The organism is Psychrobacter sp. P11G3 (assembly GCF_001435845.1).
Classification (GTDB): Bacteria; Pseudomonadota; Gammaproteobacteria; order Pseudomonadales; family Moraxellaceae; genus Psychrobacter.
Genome location: NZ_CM003596.1, coordinates 1,435,534 through 1,454,096 on the forward strand (window position 1 = coordinate 1,435,534; position 18,563 = coordinate 1,454,096).

Here is an 18,563-nt window from a genome sequence, read left to right on the forward strand (position 1 = left end):
ATATTTGCGGAGTAAGAATGACCATTCATATCGTGTTAGTAGCACCAAAAATGCCGAGCAACACTGGCAATATTATTCGACTGTGTGCCAATAGCGGCGCACAGCTACATTTAGTCAGACCGTTAGGGTTTGAGCTTGATGATAAAAAGCTACGCCGCGCAGGCCTGGATTATCACGAATATGCCCATCTGCAAGTGCATGATGATTGGACGGCCGCGAGGCAAGCGCTAAAAGCCACTGACTGCCATGTGGTTACCGCATTGACAACCAAGCTAAGCAAACCGTTCTACGATTATGATTTTGGTAAAAACTCGGACTCTGAAGCATCTAATAAAGCTGCCATGCCCAATATTGCGCTAGTCTTTGGCTCTGAGACGGCAGGTCTATCAGATGATATACGTGAAGATATCGGTGCTGATAATTGGCTAAGACTGCCCATGCTGGCTGACTCGCGTAGTTTGAACTTATCAAATAGCGTAGCTATTTGTTTGTACGAAATATGGCGACAGCAAGGATTTGCAGGCGATGAAGGTCGTAGCATTGGTTATGAGACATTAACAGTCTACGACCCAAAATAGCGATTCTACCAAGCAATAGCTATAGACTTAGAAATATTTGCGTACTTAATGAGCAGTAAAGTATTAGATACTGCTCATGTACATATGATGATTTTCTAGTGAGACATCGATCATATTTTATCGTCTATAAAGTACTTACAAACAGTTTGGGGGTTTGGGTAATCCTGCCAAGCGATTGACGTGACGCGCGACCAAACCTGTATTAAACAATTGCTGTAGCTTTTGATTGCTAATATCGAGTTCTGGCAAAGTCTTTTGTAGCCATTTGATTAGTGGACGGGTTGCTGGCGCGTGATTAAATTTATCAAAAAACGCGCGCACTTGTTGCAAAATTTCTAAATGCTCATCGCTTAGATTGACCTCTAGTGTGTCTGCCAATTGCTGCGCGATAACAGGTGTCCAAATCGTATGGTCACACAGATGGCCGTCTTGATCCAATTCGATATCAGCCGCTGATAACGCAGCGTTGTGAGTGGTCATGTCATTACTCATAAGGCAATCGTCACCACTTTGTCAAACGAACTGTCTTGAGTCAGATTCACCCATTCTGCGTCGTTTAAAATAGCAGTCAACTTAGTCTCTAAATTAAGTTTGCTAATCGTATTTGCTGTGAGCTGTTCGATATCATCTGCTAATGCGTAAATACCAGCAATATCCTCGATATCGCTATCATTTAAATAAGCATTGAGCCAGTCGATAAAAGCAGGGGTGCTGCCAAGCAAGAGAATACTGTCGCCCGTGCGCCAAGTGTGAGACATCTCTTCGGTGCTGCGTCTAAGGGTAGCCATCGTGCTATGCAATTGATATAAAGTTGCCATAAAGGTGTCCGATTACGTGCTTTATTATTTTATAAATCTAAGTTATACAGCGTCTTAAAAGGTGAGTATCTGCTCAAAGTCTTGAGCGTTGATGACCTCTGGCACGAGTGTGAGCTGTGATGCCAGATCTGTCGGCAACATACCAGTGACCCAGCCACTAAAGACGTCATCAGGTAGCCAAGCTGCTGGCATATCGTAAAGCTCAAGTGATTGAATCATGCCATGCAGTCGCGAGTCAGATTGCATCAATAAGCCAAAGACAGGTGCATCTAAGAATAGTTGCACCTCATGACCAAATGTCGCTAGAGTTAGCGCAAGCGCACAACCTTCGTAGCTTGCTGCTTCAGTGGGCGTGTGCAGCTGAATTAATAATCTCATTATGTATTCCTAAAAATAGTTACCGCTACCAGTGATCTTAATAGACAAACTATCAAACGACATGCTATCAAAACTGTATCAAACGACAGTCGTCCTGCATCATTATCGCAAGTTCACTGAGTCCCACTAAGGTAAACCCTGTCGCAAGATTGGTACCGTCAAGCTGATGGCGTGAGCTGTTGTCTATATCACTCACACCGCGGCTAAGGGCTGTACTGACACAGACAGGCAGGGGTAATTGATACTGCTCAGCCAATGACTGCCATTCTTTGGTCAAGTCTAATTGATCGGCTGACTGCCAACGCAATCGATTGGCTATGTGAGCCGAGTCGCCATAAAAGAAGACGTTGAGCAGAGGTAGTTCAGAGGTAACATTATCGCTGCTGCCTACGCTATTAGTGTCATTGTTATCAACATCATCACTATTCGCTGCGCCCTTCAGGTAAGCGCGTGCATAGCGTAACGCCAAGTGTGCCAATGGGTGACTAGGGTCAGCAGTAATCAGTAGTAACGGGGTAGTGGTCGTCATAAGGCGCGGTATCACATATTATAAATTAGAGTTTAAAAATTATGGCCGAGTTGCTATAAATGCTTTGTATAAAGTCATTTGGTCGTTATTATTATAGTGCTTGTGTGCAAATTTGCGTGACAGAAAACAGAATTTATACTGATAATGCGACATACAGCGGATCATACTGTCACATCAAATGTTGTTGTGTCATAAAAGAGAGGTGAGTCGTCTCTATCAAAGATGTTTATGCTACCATAAAGCGCCGCAAACCAAGTAGAGTCACTGTTATTTAACGTGGTTTTATCTCAAGTGTAGGCACACTGAGTATTATTATTTGATGCTGTGACTGCCTCGTAAGAAAAAACAATAAACTTATGAGCTAGGTTCACGTAGTCTTACCATTCTATGTAAGGAGTTTTTGTCACTATGTTACCTGCTATGCCCTCACGTGTGAACAATGGTACAGATTATCAGCCTACCGTAGAACAACTGCAAGTCCTGCAGACAGCGAGCGAATTTGCTTATCAGATTTGGGAAAGTCGGACCGTTTCGTGTCAGACTTTTTTGCGTAGCTATCCGTTGAATAGTACGCTGACCCGCCAGCAAATCGATGATCTGATACAAGATTATACGCTAGATGAGAACTATCAACTCGCTGATGAAATCAAGGTCATGAGTGGTCTGCGTCACTTGCGCACGCTACTAATGATGCGCTGGATTTGGCAAGATGCCTTGCAAACGATCAGTCTGGAGCAACTGACCGATGAGTTGTCTGAATTTGCAGATGGCTGTATCTCTTTTGCTAAGGATTATACTTATCAGCACTTGGTTGCTAAATATGGTGAGCCGACCTTTATCAATGAACAAGGCAATGTACAGATTGATGATATGGCGATTATGGCCATGGGTAAGCTTGGTGCGCAAGAGCTGAATTTATCGAGTGATATTGATCTAATCTTTGTGCATCAAGCGCGCGGCGAGACCAATGGCAGTAAAGCAAAAGGCACACGTAGCATAGATAACAAACGCTTTATGACTCGATTGGGTCAAGGCATTATTAAACTGCTTGATAACAAGACCGCTGATGGTTTTGTCTTTCGAGTAGATATGCGCTTACGTCCATGGGGTGATGGAAGTGATTTGGCCATTCATCTGTCCGCATTACAAAAGTACTTTACGATGCATGGGCGTGCATGGGAGCGTTTTGCTTGGTTAAAAGCACGTGTGGTCGGACAGATAGACCAGCCGTTTTATGAAGAAATACAAGCGCTGATTAAGCCATTTGTCTTTCGTTATTATGTGGACTACAGTGCGTTTTCAGCATTGAGAGAAATGAAGTCTCTTATTCAAAACCAAGTTGCACAGCGTGAAGACTTGGACAATATTAAGCTTGGCGCGGGCGGCATTAGAGATATTGAGTTTATCGTACAGGCCTTTCAGCTTATATATGGTGGCCGGCATCCACAGCTGCAAATCAAACCTTGTTTGCAAGCAATGCAAATGTTGCGTGAGCTTGGTTATCTAGAGCAGTCAACCTACGATAACTTACAAGCTGCGTATCGGTTCTTACGTCGGCTTGAGCATGCTATTCAAGCAATTAATGACCAACAGACCCAGCGCTTACCTCACGATGAGCAGTGGCAGCATAATCTAGCAGTGACGCTGAATTTTGCAAATTGGCGTGCATTGCTAGATCAGCTTAACCATCATCGAGAGCATGTCAATGACCCGTTTGAGCGTATGGTCACTGAGCGCCAAGTACCTGATAACGAAGACACCGATCTAGATCCAGAGCACTTAGATGAGCAAATTGCCCGTTTAAATGAAGTGCTGACAGAAGAAAATCGCGAGTTATTACAGAACTTTTGGCAATCAAAAATGGTGGCTAACTTAAGTGATGAGGCCAGAGAGCGCTTAGACGACGCATATCCTGTCATTGTCCATGCATTGTTAGCGCATCAAGAACAGCAGCAACTTGCCAATACTGCTTTACCGAGATTGATCTCACTGCTTGAAGCGATTTGCCGCCGTTCTATCTACTTGGTCATGATTGCTGAAAACCCCAATGCAACGATTGAGCTGATTCCAATGCTGTCTGCTAGCCCGTGGATCGCAAAAGAGTTGGCTCAGTATCCTGTATTATTGGATACATTTTTGCAGCAGCGTTATCGCCATCTGCCAGATAAGCGTGAGCTGCGTGATATCTTGCGCCAACAGTTGCTACGCGTCGAGCCAAACGATGAAGAAGAGCTGTTGAGCGTCCTGCGACTGTTCAAAAAGAATCAGGTATTAGCGGTTGCTGCTAGCGATGTATTGGCTGAACGCCCAATTATGAAAGTGTCGGATTCATTAACTTACATCGCTGAGGTCGTATTAGAAGCCGCACTGGAGCGCGCTTTTGCAGAGATTGTTAACCGTTATGGGTATCCTATTGGCCAAGATGGCGACCCAGTCACTGAAGCGGACTGCGGCTTTGCAATTATCGGTTATGGCAAGCTTGGTGGCTTAGAGCTATCGTATTCTTCAGATTTGGACTTGGTATTCTTACACAAGATAAAAGAGCAAGGCATGACCACTGGTGAAAAATCAGTCAGTGGCATGAAGTTTGCCGCGCGTCTTGTACAAAAGCTGATGAATTATCTCAATACTCAAACCCGTGATGGCCGTGCTTATGAGATTGATATGCGTCTGCGACCCTCAGGAAATGCTGGCATGATGGTGGTGTCTTGTCATGCTTTTGAAACCTATCAAATGGATAAAGCATGGTCATGGGAACACCAAGCGCTGGTACGTGCTCGCGCAATCTGTGGAGACAAGCGAGTCACTGCACGCTTTTGTGATATTCGCCGCGATGTCCTGTCGTTGCCACGGACACTGGATCAAGTACGTAGTGAAGTCACTAGCATGCGTATCAAAATGCAAAAGCATCTAGGCACGAGCCAATGGCAACAGGAGGCGGGCAAGTTTCATCTTAAGCAAGATGCAGGCGGGATTGTAGATATTGAGTTCTTAGCACAGTTTGCCGTATTGGCCTACTCGCATGAATATCCGAGTTTGACCAAATGGAGCGATAATGTGCGAATTTTCGCAGAAGTTGCTTTGCTTGGTATTTGGGATGACCAAGTCTGTCAGGATTTGACTGATGCCTATCTAAGAATACGCGCTGCCACGCATCAATTGGCACTATCAGAGCAGTCTTTGCTCGTTGATGAGTCATTGTGGCAGGAGACGCGAGCTTTAGTACAGTCACAATGGCAGCATCTCATGGGCGTGGAGACAGATGACGATTAATATCGAAACTTGTATGATTAAGGCCTTGCCGATAGTCCAAGAGACGCTTAAACTGTAATGCGTTACGATAAATAGAAGCTATGAACAAAAACTTTCAATAAAAGCTATAAACGAAAACTATGAGTAGAATCGGTAGCTAGAAACGATATAATTAAAAACCATATAGTGCCAAACCAAAAGATTTCATTTGCCAAGACGGCCAGTGATATAATCGGTCACACATCATCATAACACTGTCAGTCGTTCGTCATAATGAAGCTGTTGTTTAGGCAATAAAAATTGACGCTACGGTGTTATCATACGATGTTGATCAATACTGTTAAATAAAACCTACCTAAAAAAAGTTAGACGTCAGTGCTAGCATAAGGACAATAAAATGAATATGGCAACACAAGATGGTAAGCTTTGGATGAATGGCACGATGATCGAACAGCCAGATGCTAAAGTTCATGTGCTTACACATAGCTTGCATTACGGTATGGCTGTGTTTGAAGGCGTGCGCGCTTACCAAACAGCGGATAATCGTACCGCTATTTTCCGCTTAAAAGAACATACCGAGCGTCTACTTGGCTCAGCCAAAATCTTTCAGATGGACGTGCCTTTTGATGCTGCCACTTTAGAGCAAGCACATAAAGATGTGGTCAAGCAAAACAAATTGGCAGAAGCTTATATTCGTCCGCTCATCTGGGTAGGTGCAGAAAAACTTGGTCTTTCTTCACGTGATAACAGCATCAATGCAATGGTTGCTGCTTGGCATTGGGGTGCTTATCTTGGTGAAGAAGGTATCAAAAACGGTATCCGTGTAAAAACGTCATCTTATACGCATCACATGCCAAACGTGACTATGTGTAAGGCTAAAGCCTCTAGTAACTATCCTGTGTCTATAATGGCTAACCAAGAAGTGACGCGTAATGGCTATGACGAAGCTATCTTGATGGATCCACAAGGATTTGTATGTCAGGGCGCAGGCGAGAACTTATTTTTGGTAAAAAATGGTGAGCTACATACGCCAGACCTATCAGGTGGTGCATTAGACGGTATCACTCGTCGTACTATCTTGCAGTTCGCGGCTGACCTAGGTATCAATGTCATCGAACGCCGTATCACTCGTGATGAGTTTTACTTGGCTGACGAGATATTTATGACAGGTACTGCTGCTGAAGTGACGCCTATTCGTGAATATGACGATCGCATCATCGGTAATGGTGGCCGCGGTCCATTGACTGAAAAACTACAGACCCTATACTTTGATGTAGTCCATGGTCGTAACGAGCAATATATGGACTGGTTGAGCTTTATTGATTGATAATGCCGTTACTTTAAAGACCAAAAGGGCTGAACATAATTGTTCAGTCTTTTTTCTATGCTAATATAGCCATCATATTTATTCATACGATTTAAGTGAGCAGTCAATGCCAATAGATTCTAGTACAGCCGATAATAATAATATCAAACAAATTATTTGTATTAAATGGGGTACAAAGTACGGTGCTGATTACGCCAATAAACTATATGGTATGGTATCTCGTAATATCACCCCGCCGTTTCGTTTTGTGTGTTTTACGGATGATACGACTGATGTACGTCCAGAAATCGAATGTCAAGAACTGCCACCATTAGATGTCACTATGCCAACGAATACGTTAGGAAAGTGGCCTAAATCTCGTTTGTGGGGCGAAAAACTTGGCGATTTAACAGGGACAGTATTATTTGTAGACTTGGATGTGATTATCGTCGATAGCCTCGATCCTTTCTTTGAGTATGGCAAGCCGGACGATGTTATTTTATCTTATAACCCAAGCAACCCGTTGGAGCGCTTGGGGCAGACCTCTTGCTTTAGATTTCAAATAGGGTCACTTGTTTCACTCCAAGAGAAGTTCAAAGCTGATCCACAAGGTATCGCCGATGAATATCGTTTTGAGCAACGCTTTGTCACCCGCAATGCACCAGGTGGTGTGAAGCTGTTTCCAAAGGCATGGGTGGCACACTTTAGACGTAAATGTCGCCAACCATTTCCGCTTAACTACATCAAAGAACCGAAGATTCCTAAAGGCACTCGTATTGTCATTTTCCCAGGTGACTTGTATCCTACGCACGCTATTGAAGGCAGATACAATAAAAACGCCGCCAATAATGCTAAAGACCATCTAAAAAGACTTACTGAGCCTAAAAACTTGAAACGCCCATTGCGCCATTTGCGTCATTTTATCTTACCAGTAGGGTGGATTGAAAAGTACTGGAAAGAGTAGGTTTTATTCTCTAGTTAAGTATTGTCATATCAGCAGACGTTAGTATTGATGTGTTCTATCTTTATATTCTTGAAGATAGAAGCATTACCCAGTGAATGGATAGAATTATGAAAACAAATGATACCATCAGAGTCTTTGTTGGCTGTGATCCCAATAACTGTGATTTAGAGCAGATGATGGTTCTAGATTATAGTATTCATAAACATACTAGTATGCCAGTGGAAATAGTATGGATGCAGTTATCGCGGGATCCGGACAGCTACTGGTATTCAAATCCTGAGACTGGTAAGGGCTGGGATACTACTAAGTGGTCAACGCCTTTTTCTGGTTTTAGATGGGCGATTCCAGAGTATTGCAATTACTCTGGACGTGCGATCTATATGGACGCTGATGTTGTTATTTTAGACGATCTAGCAAAGCTATGGCAGCATCCTATCAAAGGGCAGTCCATAGTAGCCGCTAAAGTAAATGCTGATATGACTCGTCTATGTACCTGTGTATGGGATTGCGACGCTGCAAAAGATATAGTTCTGCCTATCGAGAAACTTAAAAAAGATCCCAAAAGTCACAAAGAAATGATGGCTTTGTTTAAGAAAAATACGCAACTGATTGAGCCTTATCAAGATAGCTATAACTGTATCGATGGTGAAAACTTAGCAGTAGAGCAAATAAAAATTTTGCATTATTCGGATATGGGAACGCAATTCAGTCATAAGTACTCCTTACCTAGAGTGAATGAGGAAGGAATTGAGCATTGGTTTGACGGTGAGGTGTTACCACATCCAAGACAGGATTTGGTCGATCTTTTCGATACCTACTATAATGAAGCGCTTACTGCTGGATATGATCTAGAAAGTTATCGAATTGAGCCATTTGGTAGTTTTCCAAAAAAATCACAACAAGGATATATAGGCAATAAAGTGACTCGACCAAAGGCTTCTAAATCACTATTTGCAAAATTATTTAAACGTTGATTCATTTAATATAATAATATTTCACACATTAAATGAATAGAAATTCATCCATAGGTTGTCGTTTATGAAGCAGGATAAAAAAGTAGCGTTGCTCGCTATTAATTGTTTACAAGGTGGAGGGGCAGAGCGAGTCGTTCTTACTTTGGGGCAGGGGTTTTACGAATTAGGATACGAAGTACATATTTTAAGATTCAAACCACGGGTTGAATATGATCTTAATCCAAACCTTATTTATCATGTGCTCAAATTCAAACCCTACAAGATGATACCAGGAACACAGCGTCGCGATAAATTTTTCGCTCATGCGGTAGATCGTTATGTCAAAAAAAATATCGGACAGCCTGATATCATTTTGTCTAACCTTGATCGTTCAGACAGTATTTTTAGCTACAGTAGCCTGCCGAACATCATTTACGTGATTCATAATACTTTGTCATTACTGTATAAGTTTGCAAAAACAGATGTTGGTCACCAGAGAAAAGAAAACTTTACGAGAATTTATTCCAAAAATCCTTGTGCCTGTGTCAGTAACGGAGTAGAAAAAGATTTTGTAGAAAACTTTGGTCATGTTACCTCAACTACAGCAATACATAATCCTATTAATAGAGACGGTATTCAAAAGTTAGCTGATGCTTTCATTCCAGAATATCAAAACTATATTATTCACGTTGGTAGTTTTAAAGAAGCAAAACGTCATGATGTGCTATTGAGAGCTTACGCAAAGACAGATCAGTCTTTGCCGTTGCTTCTTTTGGGTAAAGGTAAGCTTCAAAGCAATACAGAGGCGCTGGTAGCAGAGCTCAATCTAGAAGATAAAGTTGTCTTTTTAGGTTTCCATGAAAACCCTTTTCCGTATATAAAGCATGCGAAATTTAAAGTATTGACTTCTGATTGGGAAGGTTTTGCTTTAGTGATTGCAGAGTCTTTAGTGTTAGGAACACCAGTTATCAGTACTGACTGCCAATCTGGGCCAAGTGAGTTGTTACCTCAAAACAACCTAATGCCTATGAGAGACATAGATGCTATTGCAGCTAAATTAAGCCTAGCCATGAAAGATCCAGAGCAATTTCACTCTGAATTTAGCGAAGCACTCCTTCCTGTCACAATAGCCAAGAAGTATATCGAATTTGCATCGAATGTTAATAATACAGATAAAAGGTCTTAATCTAACCACCATTTGGACCAATCATCTCTATGCAATTGCCGTAGAGTAGCGAAAGCACTTTGGTTGTTCTGTAGTTTTTCGAATACAGCGAGTAGTATAGTCGTAGCCAATTTATCGACTTTCTGAAATTTATTATAGCGTTTACGCATATTTCTTAAGCTATCATCGGTACCAATACGGAAATAAGTAAGTCCATCGTATAGAGGCAAATCGCCGGCATAAAGTATGTCGGTTTTTTCGTCTAATAACGGCATAGGTTCAGCATTAGCGCTTAGTTGTAAAAAGTTTTTGGTCTCATGAACTCTTAAGGTATTCATTAGAGTGATAACGTTCATTAAAATAGCAGATCTAAGACTGTTATTTGAGTGATCAATGAAAGTATCGCAGGCTGAAACAATCCAGCGCAGCGAAAGGTGCTCTAACAAATAATCGCTTTCTGACTCCCAAAGCTTTTCAAATTCAGCAAAAGTTTTATCTATTTTGTATTTGCGGCGCATCAATATAATAAGCGTATTGTGATAAAAGCAGAGCTCAGACTCTCCTAAAGATTGATACTTTAAGTTATTTAAGTGGATTTCTAAGTCTGTACTTTTACGCTCATCTGTCAGTGCTTCAATATCACACGATGACTCAGTGATTATTGTCGTTTTCATCTCATCAAAGCTTTTACCATCATAGTTTTTGACAATCTTACCCGCATTCAATCTTTTTTCACTTAGAAATATCAATAGCAGTTTTCTTTGCCAGTTTGAAGGTGTAGTCATGTCACTAAAATCCTTTGAACAAGTATGATGCAATTAGAGCTTAAAGGTCTGTCGAAAAAATTGTTATCAAAGTGGTTTATGAAATAATTTTGTTTAAACTGAATAGTATTGCTTGTACCATTCGACAAATTTTGTGATTCCATCTTCGATACTGGTATCAGGTTTGAAATCAATATCATCTACTAGCTCGTCTATATCTGCATAAGTAATAGGCACATCACCTGCTTGCATCGGTAATAAATTCTCTTGCGCTTTTTTGCCACAAGCGTTTTCGATGGCAGTGATAAAACGGCGTAAAGTCACTGGTTGGTTATTGCCAATGTTATATATTTTATAAGGGGCAGTCGCTGTGGTGATAGTAGAGTATTGAGGAAAGGGGACTTTATCCATTATCCGAATGATACCTTTTACAATATCATCAATGTAGGTAAAGTCACGCTGCATATCACCATTATTGAAGACATTGATTGGCTCACCAGCTATAATTTTTTTGGTAAAAGAAAAATATGCCATATCAGGTCGACCATAAGGACCGTAAACGGTAAAAAACCTTAATCCTGTCGTAGGGATATTATATAAATGGCTGTAGCTATGCGCCATGAGCTCGTTTGATTTTTTGGTAGCCGCATATAAGCTGATAGGAAAATCAACACAATCAGCAGTGGTAAATGGCTGTTTTATATTCATACCGTAGACCGAGCTGGAGCTGGCATAGATTAAATGCTTGATATCATGATGGCGGCAGCCTTCAAGTATATTAACAAAGCCAACCACATTTGAATCAATATATGCATTAGGATTTTCAATAGAGTAGCGCACACCTGCTTGGGCACCTAAATTAATGACAATATCGAATTGATAGGTAGAAAAAAGATCAGACATAGCTTCGCGATCAGCAAGGTCTAGCTTAATGAAAGTAAAGTATTCTGGTTCTGATATTTCATTTAGTAGTCTTAAGCGATCTTCTTTTAAGCTCACGTCATAGTAGTCGTTGATGTTATCAATACCAACGATGCGATTATTGCTATTAGGCAACTCTATTTCTAGTAGAGCTTTGATTAAATGAAAACCAATAAAGCCTGCCGCACCAGTGACTAATATATTCATCAGTCGCTCCCGAATAAATCTCTGGTAAAGACCTTGTCCGCCACATCTTCGATTTCAGCAGATAAACGGTTTGCTACAATGACATCACTCATTGATTTAAACGCTTCTAGGTCTTGAATAACTTGTGAGTTGAAAAAGGTACTTTCTTTCAATACTGGTTCGTAAACAACGACTTCGATACCTTTTGCCTTAATACGTTTCATGATGCCTTGTATGGCAGAAGCTCTAAAGTTGTCTGATCCGCTTTTCATAACCAATCGGTGTATACCTACAATTTTCGGTTTTCGTTCAATAACTTTATCAGCGATAAAATCTTTACGAGTTCTGTTGGAATCGACAATGGCTTTTATTAGGTTACTTGGCACCTCGTCATAATTTGCCAATAACTGTTTGGTATCTTTAGGCAAGCAGTAGCCACCATAGCCAAATGATGGATTGTTATAATGATCACCAATACGCGGGTCTAAACCAATACCTTCTATGATCTGTTTGGTTTCAAGTCCAAAGGTTTGCGCATAAGTATCAAGCTCATTAAAATAGGCCACGCGCATTGCTAAATAAGTATTAGAAAACAGCTTGATTGCCTCAGCTTCAGTGGGCTTTACAAACAGTAGCGGCACGTCCTTTTTGATTGCGCCTTCAAGGAGCAAGTTAGCGAATAATTGAGCCCGTTCTGACTGTTCACCTACAATGATTCGGGAAGGATAAAGGTTGTCATGCAGCGCTTTACCTTCTCGCAGAAATTCGGGTGAAAAGATAATACGGTCAGTTGCATAACGCTCTCTAATACTCGCCGTATATCCCACTGGTACGGTAGACTTTATAATAATGGTTGCTTGTTGATTGACCAAAAGTACTTGCTCAATCACTGCTTCTACCGTTGATGTATTGAAGTAATTGGTCTTGGCATCATAATCAGTTGGTGTCGCCACAATAATAAAATCAGCGCCTTTATAGGCTGCCGATGCATCAAGTGTCGCAGAAAAGTTGAGATTTTTATTTAATAAAAAATCCTCAATATCTTCATCTTCAATAGGGGACTGCTGGGCATTCAACAAGTCGATTTTTTCAGGAACAATGTCAACAGCGACGACTTCGTTGTGCTGTGCCAATAGCATTGCATTTGATAGGCCTACGTAGCCTGTACCTACTACTGCTATTTTCATAATATATCCAATTAATGTTTATGCTTTGATAGATCTAGTCCAAAATTGGTTTATGCTAAATAAGATTCAAAATCACGATACGGTGTCAGGTTGCCTTAGCTCAGAGAGCTGGTGTTCCCGTCACAGAAACGGGGAGATACGCTAAAAATTTATGCTTCATAGCTTGGCTGATTTTGTTGTGTGAATCTGGTTCCAGAAGGTCTAGGCTTTGGATACAACCGTACTTGATAGATTTATCTTCTAAAGCAGCAATAAAACCCTCGACACTACTTTCATTTTTTAGATAGTTAACAGATGTATCGGATTTTAAATTTGCTTCATATTTTTGAATTTTAAGATGATTCATCAGGGTTATTGGGTTCACCTGCGCCACATCTCTAAATTTATATCTAATCTGCTCTGTCAGCAGCTGAGGATGATTTAGCAAATAATCTTTCAATGTGTTCCTATCGACGATATGCGGATAGTGATGAATTTCAAAGAATTGATCCATACCGAGTATTTTGGCGCTTAGCATTTGGGCGATAGTATGCCTTGGTTGAATCGGTGTGCCCAACAATTTAAAGCGAGATTTTCGGAAATTAAGCTTAGCATTTAATGCAGCACTTTTACGCCAGTGGCCGTGAATGTTTAGCTTTTTACCATCCAAAAAGTCATCTATTTGTACTGGTTGGTTAAAAAAGAAATCATCGTTCATATAGATGAAGTAATCAGATAACCCCTCAATATTCCATATCATCGACTCAATTGAGCGGGTATTAAACGTAGGTAAAAACTGTTCATAACCCGAAAATATGTCCTTATGATCAACAATGCGTATTTTATCTCCTGAGCAAATACCTTGCTTGGCAAACTCATCGACGAACGCTGGCTTTTGTTGATCTGTGACAATATATATATGACGACAAAAAGGCACATATTTGATGATAGAAGCAATATTATAATATATCTCATCGTCGCTGGCGAAACGCGTGTCAGTTATTGCGTCAGATGCCACTTCTTTACTTGGCTTATACTGTTCTCGCTTTTGTTTGAGTATAGGGTCTGCGCCATCTACCCAAGCAATGACGACATCTAATGTGTTTTCATTAGGCTGCTTCATAACTAATCCTGTTCTTTGCGGATACACATCTATGTTAGTAGCGATATTAGACCAGCTATGATATTTGCTGATGCGATTATTAACAAGGTTTAATCGATTTAGATAGTTAGACTAATTATAATTTTTTATAGAGATACCGTTAAATCCTGCTCGTACTTTACTGAGTAAATGCCGAGCACCAGCGGTAGGTGAGACTAGCATATAAAGTCAGAACGCTGCAATAATTATGACCATAGTTGCATTCATTTGGCTAACCTATCATGCCTATACCGTTAAAAAATCAAGCTGAGACACCAATGCCATCTATTATTCTATTTATTTTAAAAGCGCTTGAAGGTCGCGGTGCTGAGCGTATGGTTACGACTTTGGCAAGCGCTTATGCAGATATGGGCTATCGCACTCATATCCTATGCTTGGAAGCGACGCAAGATATGCTACTAGACGCTCGTGTGCAATATCACATCGTGCCATATGATGAGGTGTTTTCTGAGCAAAATCTCGACCCAGAATCTACGCAAGCACAAGCCTATGAATCAGTCGCTAAACGTATTGATACTTACGTGCTTAGCCAAATAGGGAAGCCAGATTTGATACTGGCTAATATCTATAAGATAAACTGGATTATGGCATATAGTCAGTTGTCAAATATCGTAAATGTACTGCATACAGCACTATCTAAGCAGTTCCAAAATCAATTATTAGAGACGCCAGTACAGACTATAAGTCATTTGAAAATGGTCTATGGCGCTTATCCTTGTAGCTGTGTGAGTAAGGGTGCACGCCAAGACCTGATTGATCTTATAGGAAATATTACCAAAACCACAACAATCTATAATCCTTGTGATGCTACTGGTATAAATACCAAAGCAGCAGCATCTAGCCATCTTGAACATTTTGGCTTAGTAGATAAAGAGTACATTATACATGTCGCCTCATTTGATGACATGAAAGGTCATCGAGACTTGCTACAGGCGTATGCCAAAACAGAACGAAAGCTGCCGTTAGTTCTAGTAGGTAAAGGTAGGCTTGAATCAGAGATTAAACAGTTGGCTTTCCAACTAAATATTAGCGATTGCATTAAGTTTTTAGGCTTTCAGACCAACCCTTATCCATTAATTAGATCAGCTGCACTGATGGTACTCACCTCTAAGTTTGAAGGCTTCGGATATGTAATCGTAGAGGCGCAAGCATTGGGCGTACCAGTAATCAGTACGGATTGTCCTTTTGGGCCAAGAGAACTATTACCCGAGCAGAACTTGATTGCGGTAGGTGATATTGATGGGTTGGCCATGCTTATCGACCAAGCCATAGACAACCTTACAGATTATATCGTGCCGCTAAACCAGCAGTTACTACCTAAAAATATTGCAAGACAGTACTTAGCCTTGGGTTCTGTTTTAGATTCAGATAAAAAATGAGAGTTTATAAGTCTTAGTGGTTCTTAATTACACGCCATCAAGTAGAGGTTACTAACGGCGAGTTATTAACTAGAAAGTGTCGAATAGTGATTTAGAGATAGGAGAGTGATTGACGACGGGTACACCATGCGATTGATAGATTCTGCCGAGCAAGTTAAACGAAGGGACAATCCGCTCGTTCATGACTTTGCTAAGCATACTTGGTGCACTATTATTTTTATTTTCATAAAACCGTGGTTGCTTGCTGTTAAGCAGATCAATACCGTACAGATGAATACTCGCTGCTTGACGCGAAAACGCTAACTGCGCCGCCACATAAGCGACAGTGCCTGCTTCCACAAATCCATGAGTAATGTTAAGAGAGACACCGATGTCAGCCACTTTATGATCGCTATCAATAATAAAGTTTGGATTATTGATAAAGTACGATAGCGGCATTTTTTTATTAAGCAGTTTTTTCTTAAAGATAAGCTTATTAAAAGATAGCTTGTTTGACTTGACTCCCCATGGCCTATCTACTGGGTACAACACTCGCATGGCATGATAGTACGTTTGCATAATGTCAGGGTGCGTGGTGGCCATCGCTTCAAAGACAGCTAACGTTGCATATAGAGGTTGACCCGTATAGTACTGCTGTAAAATCTCAGGCTGATGATTGATAAAGCGCGCATCACTGATGACGTAACCAGCAATATCGGTAAACTGATGCTGCCCAATCAGGCTGATACTGCCATTAACAAAAATAGTAGGTGTATCTAGTAGCTCTGCTAACGGCAGCTGCTGTATAGATGGTCCTGAGGCGATAATATTGACGTCTTTTTCATGCAGGCTTTGTTCAGGTTCATTGGCATTAAAAGCATTGATAATGATGAGCTCATTATCAATATTGAACCCAGCGGTAGCAGGTAATCTCAAATATAGCGCCATACTATTTTCCAGTCGTTTATTTCACCTATCTTATATCTTAATACACTGCCTTTACGCTAATTATAAATTATCTACATATGGTTAATTACTAAGCATTTATTGCCAATGGTCTTTTAACCATGGGCTTGGCTTCACATGTCGATACCATTTACCGCCACTACCAGCAATCGCATCGGGCGGGTTAATCTCACCGTGGAAGATAACGATTTTGGCATCATCCGGCAGAGCGGGTGTGCGTACAAAGTTAAAAGGAATCGGCGCAATACATTGGTACTTAAAGCTGACACACCATGTCTTATCCCAATACTCTAGGTGATGATGCTCACGCAAATAGTTAGAGAGATAGGCCTGCTCGTGACGTACTTGGGTGCGAATGGTTTCAAAGTTTCGCTCAAAATTGGACAGCAAATCAGGATAGGTATTCATGCCAATATTAAAGCGATAAACAGAGCTATTGCCAATCATGCGCCAGGGTTTTTTCCAGTCGCGGATAATGATGACACTGTCTTTATGCTCTGCTTGGTAAGTAAAAAACGCATCGATATTATCAACAATGACGATATCAATGTCTAAAAATAGGGCCACACCTTTTAAATCATACAGCTCAGGTTTAAAAGTAGTCAGTTTTTTCCAACCACGTTCAGGACCTGCTGGTAAATCCATATCGGGTATAGGATAACAGGCAATCGCAGGGTCAATACCTGTGCTGTCATCGGTCAAGCAAACCATTTGGAAATCTAAGGTTAGATGTCGACTAACCATGTTGTAGAGACGATTGACGTATTCAGGACCATATTTGTCGCCCCATTTCATACAGATTATATAACGCTGTTCAGCAGCATTGGTGCTTGTCTGATTAGGATCTGTAGATGAAGTCTTAGTTACGTCAGATGTCATAATGCACTCGTATTAAGATAATAGTCAGATAAATGAAGGATTAATAAAAGTAAAAGAATATAGAGTCCAGCCAATATTAGCATAGCTATGACTGATGATACGTTTAAACTGATGGTATGTCTAAATAGTGCAACGTTAGTTTAATGATGACTAATGATTGTCGAGCTTAGTGTTATCGCTTTTAACAGTACTATCGTTTTTAACATTGTCGATTTTAACGTTGTCATTTTTAATGCTATCGTTGATATCGCTATCAGAACGACTAGAAACGTTAGAATGGTGAGATTGAATAAAGGCTTCTAAAGTCTCTTTATCTTTTCGGTAAGGGTTGCCTAAGTTTGGTATACGCTTAAAACGTCGATAGCCCCACATATAATGACTGTAGTTGTCTGTAATCATACGCTCCATAGCCTGATTGAGAGCATGAGTCGCTACTTCAGCATTACGGTCATACAAGGCTGGATCGTCGAGTTTGTAGCAGTAGATATCAAAACCGCGTCCATCAGTACGGCGAATACAAGATAAGCCAACCAACGCACATTTGGTTTTGCTCGCCAATTTTGAGGCAAGGGTACTGGTCAATGTTTTGATACCAAAGAACGGAACGACAACGCCGCCTGATGGTTCTGGAACGTGGTCGGGCAGTACAATACTAAAACCACCTTGCTTGAGCGTTTTAAACACAGCTTTGACGCCGCTCCCATCAGTAGGTACCAAAGTCGCGTTAAGTCGTGCTCGACCCTGAAGGATAAACTCGTTAGCGAATTTGCCGTCAACCGGCTTATACATAATGGTTGGCGCACCAAACTGGTTGAGCCAAGCATTCATCATCTCCCAAGTGCCGAGATGCGGTACGATAGCAAGCATGCCATTTGGATTGGCAAGACCCTCTAAAAAAATGTCTTTATTATGGACATCACGAATCTGAGCGATACTCCACTCAGGTGGCATCGCCCAACTTTTTATAGATTCAATACTGGTCAGACATTGATGATAAATAATGTCTTTGGTCAATGTGCGCTTTTGCTGCTCAGGCAATGTATGAGTAATCAGCGCCATATTGATCTGAATGGTACGCATGATACTTAGACTGGGTATCTTAATGATAACCCACGCAACAAAACGTGCCAGCATCTGCAATACAGACAATGGCACGACTTTGAAAATATGATACGGATTCATGACCACTCACATGGTAATGAATCACGTAACAAGCAC

At 41.0% G+C, this 18,563-nt stretch carries 18 protein-coding genes; 7 read left to right on the forward strand and 11 right to left on the reverse strand.

The features are described 5' to 3' along the window. Nucleotides 1-17: 17 nt before the first annotated feature. Nucleotides 18-578 (forward strand): tRNA (cytidine(34)-2'-O)-methyltransferase, encoded by a 561-nt coding sequence (locus tag AK824_RS05895; protein WP_057759706.1) that lies wholly within the window; start codon nt 18-20, stop codon nt 576-578. Nucleotides 579-713: 135 nt separating this feature from the next. Here the strand turns inward: AK824_RS05895 and AK824_RS05900 are convergent, their stop codons facing one another. The 4 genes from AK824_RS05900 to tusD form a co-directional block, all read right to left on the reverse strand. Further along, nucleotides 714-1,058, reverse strand: coding sequence for a TusE/DsrC/DsvC family sulfur relay protein (locus AK824_RS05900; RefSeq protein ID WP_413772216.1), 345 nt, complete (start codon nt 1,056-1,058; stop codon nt 714-716). A gap of 8 nt (nt 1,059-1,066) precedes the next feature. Then, nucleotides 1,067-1,396 (reverse strand): hypothetical protein, encoded by a 330-nt coding sequence (locus AK824_RS05905; RefSeq protein WP_057759711.1) that lies wholly within the window; start codon nt 1,394-1,396, stop codon nt 1,067-1,069. A 54-nt stretch (nt 1,397-1,450) separates the two neighbouring features. Further along, nucleotides 1,451-1,774, reverse strand: a complete 324-nt coding sequence (locus AK824_RS05910; RefSeq protein ID WP_057759713.1) for a hypothetical protein — start codon at nt 1,772-1,774, stop codon at nt 1,451-1,453. A gap of 67 nt (nt 1,775-1,841) precedes the next feature. Next, on the reverse strand, nt 1,842-2,303 hold the full coding sequence (gene tusD, locus AK824_RS05915; RefSeq protein ID WP_057759716.1) for a sulfurtransferase complex subunit TusD: 462 nt from the start codon (nt 2,301-2,303) through the stop codon (nt 1,842-1,844). 408 nt (nt 2,304-2,711) lie between these two features. On the opposite strand from tusD, the gene glnE reads away from it, so the two are divergent. The 5 genes from glnE (at nt 2,712) to AK824_RS05940 (ending at nt 9,964) form a co-directional block, all read left to right on the forward strand. Then, entirely contained in the window at nt 2,712-5,576 is a 2,865-nt protein-coding gene (glnE, locus tag AK824_RS05920) for a bifunctional [glutamate--ammonia ligase]-adenylyl-L-tyrosine phosphorylase/[glutamate--ammonia-ligase] adenylyltransferase (protein WP_156410687.1), read from the forward strand. 376 nt (nt 5,577-5,952) lie between these two features. Next, nucleotides 5,953-6,882 carry a branched-chain amino acid transaminase gene (locus tag AK824_RS05925; RefSeq protein ID WP_057759719.1) on the forward strand — a complete coding sequence of 310 codons (930 nt, stop codon included), beginning with the start codon at nt 5,953-5,955 and terminating at the stop codon, nt 6,880-6,882. A gap of 106 nt (nt 6,883-6,988) precedes the next feature. After that, complete coding sequence (locus AK824_RS05930) at nt 6,989-7,825, forward strand: hypothetical protein (protein ID WP_057759722.1); 837 nt, start codon at nt 6,989-6,991, stop codon at nt 7,823-7,825. Between the two features lie 107 nt (nt 7,826-7,932). Further along, a complete protein-coding gene (locus tag AK824_RS05935; RefSeq protein ID WP_057759725.1) occupies nt 7,933-8,799 on the forward strand; it encodes a glycosyltransferase in 867 nt (288 codons plus the stop codon). A 64-nt stretch (nt 8,800-8,863) separates the two neighbouring features. Then, on the forward strand, nt 8,864-9,964 hold the full coding sequence (locus tag AK824_RS05940) for a glycosyltransferase (RefSeq protein ID WP_057759729.1): 1,101 nt from the start codon (nt 8,864-8,866) through the stop codon (nt 9,962-9,964). Here the strand turns inward: AK824_RS05940 and AK824_RS05945 are convergent. The 4 genes from AK824_RS05945 to AK824_RS05960 form a co-directional block, all read right to left on the reverse strand. Next, nucleotides 9,961-10,728: a hypothetical protein gene (locus AK824_RS05945; RefSeq protein WP_057759732.1), complete on the reverse strand. Its 768-nt coding sequence runs from the start codon at nt 10,726-10,728 to the stop codon at nt 9,961-9,963. The two genes, AK824_RS05940 and AK824_RS05945, sit on opposite strands and share 4 nt — an antisense overlap. 93 nt (nt 10,729-10,821) lie before the next feature. Further along, the gene (locus tag AK824_RS05950; protein ID WP_057759735.1) at nt 10,822-11,835 is read right to left on the reverse strand and encodes an NAD-dependent epimerase; all 1,014 of its coding nucleotides are present in this window, start codon (nt 11,833-11,835) and stop codon (nt 10,822-10,824) included. Continuing rightward, nucleotides 11,835-13,001 (reverse strand): nucleotide sugar dehydrogenase, encoded by a 1,167-nt coding sequence (locus AK824_RS05955; RefSeq protein WP_057759738.1) that lies wholly within the window; start codon nt 12,999-13,001, stop codon nt 11,835-11,837. Before AK824_RS05955 ends, AK824_RS05950 begins: the two co-directional genes overlap by 1 nt. 100 nt (nt 13,002-13,101) lie before the next feature. Further along, nucleotides 13,102-14,103 (reverse strand): Stealth CR1 domain-containing protein, encoded by a 1,002-nt coding sequence (locus AK824_RS05960; protein WP_057759741.1) that lies wholly within the window; start codon nt 14,101-14,103, stop codon nt 13,102-13,104. 260 nt (nt 14,104-14,363) lie between these two features. Here AK824_RS05960 and AK824_RS05965 point away from each other — a divergent pair, with 260 nt between their 5' ends. Further along, the gene (locus tag AK824_RS05965) at nt 14,364-15,521 is read left to right on the forward strand and encodes a glycosyltransferase (RefSeq protein ID WP_227511212.1); all 1,158 of its coding nucleotides are present in this window, start codon (nt 14,364-14,366) and stop codon (nt 15,519-15,521) included. A 69-nt stretch (nt 15,522-15,590) separates the two neighbouring features. Here AK824_RS05965 and AK824_RS05970 read toward each other — a convergent pair whose 3' ends face one another. The 3 genes from AK824_RS05970 to AK824_RS05980 form a co-directional block, all read right to left on the reverse strand. Then, nucleotides 15,591-16,448 carry a hypothetical protein gene (locus tag AK824_RS05970; RefSeq protein ID WP_057759745.1) on the reverse strand — a complete coding sequence of 286 codons (858 nt, stop codon included), beginning with the start codon at nt 16,446-16,448 and terminating at the stop codon, nt 15,591-15,593. Between the two features lie 96 nt (nt 16,449-16,544). Continuing rightward, complete coding sequence (locus AK824_RS05975; protein WP_057759750.1) at nt 16,545-17,345, reverse strand: hypothetical protein; 801 nt, start codon at nt 17,343-17,345, stop codon at nt 16,545-16,547. A gap of 150 nt (nt 17,346-17,495) precedes the next feature. Then, on the reverse strand, nt 17,496-18,527 hold the full coding sequence (locus tag AK824_RS05980; RefSeq protein ID WP_082624583.1) for a lysophospholipid acyltransferase family protein: 1,032 nt from the start codon (nt 18,525-18,527) through the stop codon (nt 17,496-17,498). Nucleotides 18,528-18,563: the final 36 nt, after the last annotated feature.

Bases quoted from the DNA above. Each gene is read 5' to 3' on its own strand.
- AK824_RS05965 (WP_227511212.1), top strand. From the start codon at position 14,364: ATGCCTATACCGTTAAAAAATCAAGCTGAGACACCAATGCCATCTATT.
- AK824_RS05980 (WP_082624583.1), bottom strand. From the start codon at position 18,527: ATGAATCCGTATCATATTTTCAAAGTCGTGCCATTGTCTGTATTGCAG.
- tusD (WP_057759716.1), bottom strand. From the start codon at position 2,303: ATGACGACCACTACCCCGTTACTACTGATTACTGCTGACCCTAGTCAC.
- AK824_RS05905 (WP_057759711.1), bottom strand. From the start codon at position 1,396: ATGGCAACTTTATATCAATTGCATAGCACGATGGCTACCCTTAGACGC.
- AK824_RS05955 (WP_057759738.1), bottom strand. From the start codon at position 13,001: ATGAAAATAGCAGTAGTAGGTACAGGCTACGTAGGCCTATCAAATGCA.
- AK824_RS05900 (WP_413772216.1), bottom strand. From the start codon at position 1,058: ATGACCACTCACAACGCTGCGTTATCAGCGGCTGATATCGAATTGGAT.
- AK824_RS05940 (WP_057759729.1), top strand. From the start codon at position 8,864: ATGAAGCAGGATAAAAAAGTAGCGTTGCTCGCTATTAATTGTTTACAA.
- AK824_RS05950 (WP_057759735.1), bottom strand. From the start codon at position 11,835: ATGAATATATTAGTCACTGGTGCGGCAGGCTTTATTGGTTTTCATTTA.
- AK824_RS05975 (WP_057759750.1), bottom strand. From the start codon at position 17,345: ATGACATCTGACGTAACTAAGACTTCATCTACAGATCCTAATCAGACA.
- AK824_RS05910 (WP_057759713.1), bottom strand. From the start codon at position 1,774: ATGAGATTATTAATTCAGCTGCACACGCCCACTGAAGCAGCAAGCTAC.
- AK824_RS05970 (WP_057759745.1), bottom strand. From the start codon at position 16,448: ATGGCGCTATATTTGAGATTACCTGCTACCGCTGGGTTCAATATTGAT.
- AK824_RS05960 (WP_057759741.1), bottom strand. From the start codon at position 14,103: ATGAAGCAGCCTAATGAAAACACATTAGATGTCGTCATTGCTTGGGTA.
- AK824_RS05945 (WP_057759732.1), bottom strand. From the start codon at position 10,728: ATGACTACACCTTCAAACTGGCAAAGAAAACTGCTATTGATATTTCTA.
- AK824_RS05930 (WP_057759722.1), top strand. From the start codon at position 6,989: ATGCCAATAGATTCTAGTACAGCCGATAATAATAATATCAAACAAATT.
- AK824_RS05925 (WP_057759719.1), top strand. From the start codon at position 5,953: ATGAATATGGCAACACAAGATGGTAAGCTTTGGATGAATGGCACGATG.
- AK824_RS05935 (WP_057759725.1), top strand. From the start codon at position 7,933: ATGAAAACAAATGATACCATCAGAGTCTTTGTTGGCTGTGATCCCAAT.
- AK824_RS05895 (WP_057759706.1), top strand. From the start codon at position 18: ATGACCATTCATATCGTGTTAGTAGCACCAAAAATGCCGAGCAACACT.
- glnE (WP_156410687.1), top strand. From the start codon at position 2,712: ATGTTACCTGCTATGCCCTCACGTGTGAACAATGGTACAGATTATCAG.